The 7,053-nt window shown below is 68.6% G+C and carries 4 protein-coding genes and 1 pseudogene; 4 read left to right on the forward strand and 1 reads right to left on the reverse strand.

The features are described from left to right. Positions 1-1,759, reverse strand: a pseudogene (locus tag FXN61_RS45760) (thioredoxin domain-containing protein); the annotation flags it as partial. 55 nt (positions 1,760-1,814) lie between these two features. Here FXN61_RS45760 and FXN61_RS45765 point away from each other — a divergent pair. The 4 genes from FXN61_RS45765 to FXN61_RS45780 all read left to right on the forward strand — a co-directional run bounded on the left by FXN61_RS45765 (position 1,815) and on the right by FXN61_RS45780 (position 6,961). Further along, a complete protein-coding gene (locus tag FXN61_RS45765) occupies positions 1,815-3,152 on the forward strand; it encodes a 3' terminal RNA ribose 2'-O-methyltransferase Hen1 (RefSeq protein WP_167980072.1) in 1,338 nt (445 codons plus the stop codon). Next, positions 3,152-5,611, forward strand: a complete 2,460-nt coding sequence (locus tag FXN61_RS45770) for a polynucleotide kinase-phosphatase (RefSeq protein ID WP_167980073.1) — start codon at positions 3,152-3,154, stop codon at positions 5,609-5,611. The genes FXN61_RS45765 and FXN61_RS45770 overlap by 1 nt, the downstream gene beginning before the upstream one ends. Next, on the forward strand, positions 5,608-6,222 hold the full coding sequence (locus FXN61_RS45775; RefSeq protein WP_167980074.1) for a nucleotidyltransferase domain-containing protein: 615 nt from the start codon (positions 5,608-5,610) through the stop codon (positions 6,220-6,222). The genes FXN61_RS45770 and FXN61_RS45775 overlap by 4 nt, the downstream gene beginning before the upstream one ends. Positions 6,223-6,493: 271 nt before the next feature. Continuing rightward, positions 6,494-6,961 carry a DNA polymerase beta superfamily protein gene (locus tag FXN61_RS45780; RefSeq protein WP_223165868.1) on the forward strand — a complete coding sequence of 156 codons (468 nt, stop codon included), beginning with the start codon at positions 6,494-6,496 and terminating at the stop codon, positions 6,959-6,961. Positions 6,962-7,053: the final 92 nt, after the last annotated feature.

Genomic DNA, 7,053 nt, shown 5'->3' on the forward strand with positions numbered 1-7,053 from the left:
ATCGCCGGCGCCCACGACGGCCACCTGCAGCGGCCGCGACCAGGGCCTCGGCGACGGTCAGCCAGTGGCCGGCGAAACGCGGTGCCCGTGCGGCCAGCAGACCGGCGCGCGTCACGGCCTCCGAGGCAGCCGTCAGATAGCGCGACGAGCGATCGGCACCGGACAGCAGGGACGCCGTCAACAACGCCGAGGCCAGCGAAGACGCACCAGAAGGCGACGCGTTGTCGGTCGAGTCGGCAGGACGGCGCACCAACGGCTCCGCGTCGTCGGCGGTGTCGTAGTAGGCACCGGGAGAATCCGGTACGGCGAAACGGGCGAGAGCCGTGTCCAGCAGGCCGCACGCCAGGTCGAGCCACCGGATCGAGCCCGTGACCTGGTGCAACGCCAGCAGGCCGTCCGCGAGGCAGCCGTAGTCCTCCAGCACGCCGAACGACGGCCCCGCGACGCCGTCCCGCGAGGTGCGCAGCAGCCGGCCCTCCACCAGGTGCACCGAGGCCAGCAACGACGCCGCCTCCGATGCCGCCACGATCCACGACGGCTCACCGAAGAAGGCGCCCGCCTCGGCCAATGCGGCGATCGCCATGCCGTTCCAGGCGGCGATCACCTTGTCGTCACGCCCAGGCTGTGGCCTCTTGGATCGAACGTCCAGCAGCGCGGCCCGCACGTCCTCGCCCGGCTCCGACACGAACCTCAGCGTCGACTTGCCGTCTTCGAAGTTCGGCTCGGCGGTCACGCCGAACGCGGCGGCAGCCTCCCCCAGTTCCTCGAACGACCACACGTACGTCAGGCCCTCGACGCCGTCGGTGTCCGCGTCCAGTGAGGCCGCGAAGCCACTCTCAGCGGTACGCAGATCTCGCAGCAGGAAGGAAGCGGTGTCCTGCGCGACCCGCGCGTAGCGCTCAGAACCCGTGACCCGCGTCAGGTGCGTGTAGAAGCGAAGCAGCAAAGCGTTGTCGTACAACATCTTCTCGAAGTGCGGCACGACCCACGACGCGTCGACGCTGTAGCGCGCGAACCCGCCGCCGAGCTGGTCGTACATGCCGCCGTTCGCCATCGCGTCGGCCGTCGAGGTCGCCATCGAGATCGCCTCGACCGAGCCGGTGCGTTCGTGGTGGCGCAGCAGGAACTCGACCACCATCGACGGCGGGAACTTCGGCGCACCCCCGAAGCCGCCGTTGCGCCGGTCGAACTCGCCCAGCAGCGACACCACCGCGCCGGCCAGCGCATCTGAGTCCACAGTGGACGGAGGCAGCGGAGCGGTCTGGCGGGAGATCTCCTCCACCACGGCGGACGCCGACTCCAGGATCTCGTCCGGCCGCGAGGTCCAGGTGGCCGACACCGCCTGGACGAGCTGGGTGAACGACGGCATGCCCGGTCGCGGCGACGGCGGGTAGTAGGTGCCCGCGTGGAACGGCCGCGCGTCCGGCGTCAGGAACACCGTCATCGGCCACCCGCCGTGGCCGGTCATGGCCTGCGTGACCTCCATGTAGACGGCGTCGACGTCCGGGCGTTCCTCGCGATCCACCTTCACCGGCACGAAATGCTCGTTCAGGTACGCCGCAACAGCGGGATCCTCAAAAGATTCGTGCGCCATCACGTGGCACCAGTGACAGGCCGCGTAGCCGACGGACAACAGCACCGGGACGTTTCGTCGTCGCGCCTCCGCGAACGCCTCCTCGCACCACGGCCACCAGTCGACCGGGTTCTCAGCGTGCTGCAGCAGGTACGGGCTGGTCGCGTCAGCAAGCCGGTTCGTCATGGAATCCACACTAAATCAGCAGCGAGGAGCCCGACTCTCGATCAGACTCGACCTCGTGTTGCTCACCATGACCACCACCCACCAGCCGGCGACCGATCTCGGTCACCTGCTGCACAAGCACCCCGACCGGGCTCAGTCCTTCACGACGAGCTCGGGCGTCGCGCACGTCTTCTACCCGAAGGCGACGAACGAGGAGTGCACGGTCGCCCTCCTGCTGGAGGTCGACCCCGTCGCGCTGGTGCGAGGTCCCGGCAGCACGCTCACGCAATACGTCAACGACCGTCCGTACGCGGCAGGGTCGTTGCTCACGGTCGCGCTCGGCAGCGTGTTCCGCACGGCGATGAACGGCCGCAGCGAGAGCTACCCCGAGCTCGCCAGGACGCCGATTCCGCTGGTCGTCCGCATTCCCGCGCTGCCGCACCGGCTCGCGAAACGCCTGTTCACGCCGCTCGGCTGGGACGTCTCGATCATCGGGCACGGCGACTCGCGCTACGGCGACGTCACGCTGACCGGAACCCTCAAGGTCAGCGACGCCCTGAAGCACCTCTACGTGCTGCTGCCCGTCCTCGACGGCGGCAAGCACTACTGGGTGGCGGCCGACGAGGTCGACAAGCTGCTCAAGGCCGGTGACGGCTGGCTGGCCGCGCACCCGGACAAGGAGCTGATCACCACCAGGTACCTGGCCCGCAAGCGGCCGCTGGTGCTGTCCGCGCTGGAACGGCTCGCCGAGGTCGACGAGGTCGAGCCGGAGGAGCTCGACAACGCGCTCGCCGAACCGAAGATCTCCCTTGCCGCACAGCGCAAGGAGGCCGTGATCAAGGCTCTGAAACAAGCACGGGCGAAGCGCGTGCTTGATCTCGGCTGCGGTGGCGGCGCGTTGCTGCGCGAACTGGTGAAGGAGCCGGAGTTCACCGAGATCCACGGCGTCGACGTCTCGGCGAAGGCGTTGCGGGAGGCGGCGCGCAAGCTCCACCTGGACCGCACGTCCGACCGCGTGCGTGAGCGGATCACGTTGCGGCAGTCGGCTTTGACGTACGCCGACGCCGAGCTGGCCGGCTACGACGCGGCCGTGCTGATGGAGGTCGTCGAGCACGTCGACCCGTCGCGCCTGCCGGCGCTGGAGCACTCGGTGTTCGCGGTGGCGAAGCCTCGGACGGTCTTGGTGACCACTCCTAACGTCGAGTACAACCCGCTGTTCGAAACGTTGCCCGAGGGCCAGATGCGGCACTCCGACCACCGTTTCGAATGGACTCGTGCGGAGTTCCGGGAGTGGGCGGGCGGTGTGGCGGAACGACGTGGCTACGCCGTGCGTCATGTGCCGATCGGGCCGGAAGACGCCGAGCGCGGCGCACCGACCCAGATGGCCGTGTTCAGCTCAGGAGAAGCGAACTGATGGAACTGAAGATCCCTGACCTGTGTCTGGTGGTGCTGATCGGCGCCTCTGGTTCCGGCAAGTCCACGTTCGCGCGCAAGCACTTCCTTCCCACCCAGGTCCTGTCGAGCGACTACTTCCGCGGGCTCGTGTCCGACGACGAGAACGACCAGTCGGCGTCCGCGGCCGCGTTCGACGTGCTGCATTACGTGGCCTCCAAGCGGCTGGAGGCGGGACGCGTCACGGTGATCGACGCGACGAACGTGCAGGCGCCCGACCGCGCCAAGCTGGTCGAGGTCGCGAAGAAGGCGAACGTGCTGCCGGTCGCGATCGTCCTGGACATGCCGACGGACGTGTGTCTCAAGCGCAACGCACAGCGCCCGGACCGCGACTTCGGCGCGCACGTCGTGAAGCGGCACCGGGCGGCGTTGCACCGGTCGCTGAAGTTCCTCGGCAAGGAGGGGTTCAAGCGCGTCCACGTGCTGCGCTCCGAGTCCGAAGTGGACAACGCGACCATCGTGTACGAGCGGCTGCTCAACGACCTCAAGCACGAGGCCGGCCCGTTCGACGTGATCGGTGACGTGCACGGCTGCCGTGCCGAACTGGAGGAGCTGCTGGTCGAGCTCGGGTACTCGCTGGTCCATGACGACGAAGGCCGTGCGGTCGACGCACTCCCGCCGGGAAACCGCAAGGCCGTGTTCGTCGGCGACCTGGTGGACCGCGGACCGGACACTCCCGGTGTGCTGCGCCTCGTGATGGGCATGGTCGCCGCTGGGCACGCCTTGAGCGTGCGCGGAAACCACGAGGAAAAGCTCGTGCGGGCGCTGCGCGGCCACAAGGTGACGGTGCGGCACGGGCTGGAGAAGTCGTTGGAGCAGCTCGCCCACGAGCCGGAGGACTTCCGGCGCGCCGCCGAGAAGTTCTGCGACAGCCTGATCGCGCACTACGTCCTCGACGGCGGAAACCTCGTAGTCGCACACGCGGGTCTGCCCGAGCGCTACCACGGTCGTGCATCGGCGAAGGTGCGCAGTTTCGCCCTGTACGGCGACACGACCGGCGAGACCGACGAGTACGGACTGCCGGTGCGCCTGCCGTGGGCGAACGACTACCGCGGCTCGGCGATGGTGCTGTACGGGCACGTTTTGGTGCCGGAGGCCGAGTGGATCAACAACACCATGTGCCTCGAAACGGGTGTGGTGTTCGGCGGGAAGCTGACCGCGTTGCGCTACCCGGAGAAGGAGCTCGTCTCCGTGAAGGCGCACGAGGTCTGGTACGAGAACGACCGCCCGCTGTCCACGCTGGCCCCGCAGCGCGAGCCGGACGTGCTGGCGTTGACCGACGTCACGGGCCTGCGCCGGATCGAGACGTCGCTGCTCGGTGCCGTCACGATCCGCGCGGAGCAGTCCGCGAGCGCCTTGGAGGTCATGAGCCGGTTCGCGATCGACCCGCACGACCTGCTGTACCTGCCGCCGACGATGGCGCCCACCGCGACCTCGCAGCGGGACGACGTGCTGGAGCACCCTTCCGAGGCGTTCGCGGAGTACCTCGCGGCAGGGGTCCGCGAGGTGATCTGCGAGGAGAAGCACATGGGTTCCCGCGCGGTGTTGTTGGTGCGCAAGGAAGGCGGTGCGATCTACACGCGCACCGGCCGCGCGTTCTTCGACGGCGCGCTGGGCGACGAACTCCTGGACCGCGTCCGTTCGGCGTGTGCCGGCTTGTTCGAGTCCTTCGACACGGACTGGCTGCTGATCGACGCGGAGCTGATGCCGTGGAACGCCAAGGCTTCCGGACTGATCCGCGAGCAGTACGCCGCGGTCGGAGCGGCCGCCGGCGCAGCACTGCCCGTGGCGGTCGGGGCTCTCGAATCGGCAGCGGCTCGCGGTGTGGACGTGGCGGACCTGCTGGCCCGCACGTCCCAGCGAGCCGCGAACGCCTCGGCCTACAGCGCGGCGTACGAGAGGTACTGCTGGCCCGTCGAGGGACTGGAGGGCGTGCGGATCGCGCCGTTCCAGCTGCTTGCGGTCGAGGGACGGACGTTCCACGACCGTTCGCACCTGTGGCACCTGGAGACGCTGGGCCGGTTGGAAGGACCGTTGTTCCAGCAGACCCGGCACCTCGTGGTGGACACGTTGGATCCCGCTGCCGGAGTCCGGTGGTGGGAGGAGCTGACCGAGGCCGGTGGTGAGGGCATGGTCGTGAAGCCACTGGCCAACCTCGGCGGACGGGTGCAGCCGGGCGTGAAGGTGCGCGGACGGGAGTACCTGCGGATCATCTACGGCCCGGACTACACCGAGCCGACGAACCTCACCCGGCTGCGCAAACGCGGTCTGGGCCGCAAGCGCGGACTCGCCCTGCGCGAGTACGCCCTGGGCATCGAGGCACTGGAACGCGTCGCGCGCGGCGAGCCGTTGTGGCGCGTGCACGAGTGCGTCTTCGGCGTGCTCGCCCTGGAGTCGGAACCGGTGGACCCACGACTGTGATTCTCGAAGCGATCATCGGCTCGCACGCCTACGGGTTGGCGACCGAGGAGTCTGATGTGGACAGGCGAGGAGTGTTCGTCGCGCCCACCGAAGCGTTCTGGCGCCTGGAAAAGCCTCCGACCTCGGTCGAGGGCCCTTCACCGGAACAGCTCAGCTGGGAGGTCGAGCACTTCTGCAAGCTGGGCCTGAAGTCGAACCCGACGGTGCTCGAGACGCTGGTGAGCCCGCTGGTCGAGATCATCACGCCGATGGGAGAGGAACTGCAGGACCTGCTGCCCGCGTTCCTCTCCCGGTACGCGGTGCGGGCGTTCACGCGCGCGACGGAGATGCAACTGTCGCGCGCAGGCCGCAACCTCAAGCCGAAACAGCTCATGCACGTCGTGCGGCTGCGGTTGGTGGGGCTGCACCTGCTGCGGACCGGCCAGTACGACATCACCGCGGACCGTTCGCTGTTGAAGATCCGCGACGGCTCGATGCCTTGGGACGACGCCGTGGCGTGGGCACACCGGCTCGGTGACGAGCTGGCGGATGCGGACGGGCCGTTGCCGGAGGAACCGGACAGGGCACGCGTCGAGGACTGGCTGATTTCGGTGCGCAGGAGGTCGTTGTGAGTTACGAGGTTCCGGACCTGGGCTCGGTCGTGGCCGAGCAGTCCCACAACCTGCTCTGAGAGCGTTTCAAGATCGCGACCAGCGCGGAGGGCCCCGCCCGCCCAGGGGGACTAACCGCCACCCAGGTGTGTACACACACTAGCGGCGGAGCGGGCTTGTCAAGGCCGACCTGGAGCGATCTGTGGACAAGTCGCCGTCGAGAATCGAGGTGTCCACAGATCGCCCAACGGCACCTTGACAGCCTGTTTGCGCAGATAAAATGGGTACACCAATGGTCGGGTGGCTGGTCCCCCTGGGCGGGCGGGGCCCTCAGCCGGCGCGACTCGATCTTGGGCTGCAGACCATCAGCGGACTCGGGCACCACTACCGCGGTTCGCGGTCACGTCGTGGCTGTCGTTCGAGCAGACCGCAGACATCAAGCCCGCTGCTCTACACGTTCCGCGCGCTGCTGGCCGGGGTGCACCTGCTGCGCACCGGCGAGGTGATCGCACACCTGCCGACCCTGCTGGAGAAGCTCGATGGCCCGGACTACCTGCCCGCGCTCATCGAGGCCAAGATCCTCGGCGAGCACCGGGCGCTGGCCGGCGTTGCCGAACGGCCTGCTCCCGAACGCCTGGAAGCCGACCTCGCGCACTGGCAGGAAGAGCTGAAGAACGCACGGGAGAACAGCGACCTGCCCGAACACCCGCCCGCCCTCGAGGCGGTGCACGAGTTCGTGGTCACGACCCGGCTGAGCTAGACGGTATGACGTGACCGCTTGATGTGAGTGGTCGCGGGCCGGGGCCTCGCTCACGCTTGTTCGTGGGTTGCCGGGCAGGAGTGGCCTGCTCG

Origin of the sequence: Lentzea indica (assembly GCF_012184385.1) — a bacterium.
GTDB lineage: Bacteria > Actinomycetota > Actinomycetes > Mycobacteriales > Pseudonocardiaceae > Lentzea > Lentzea indica.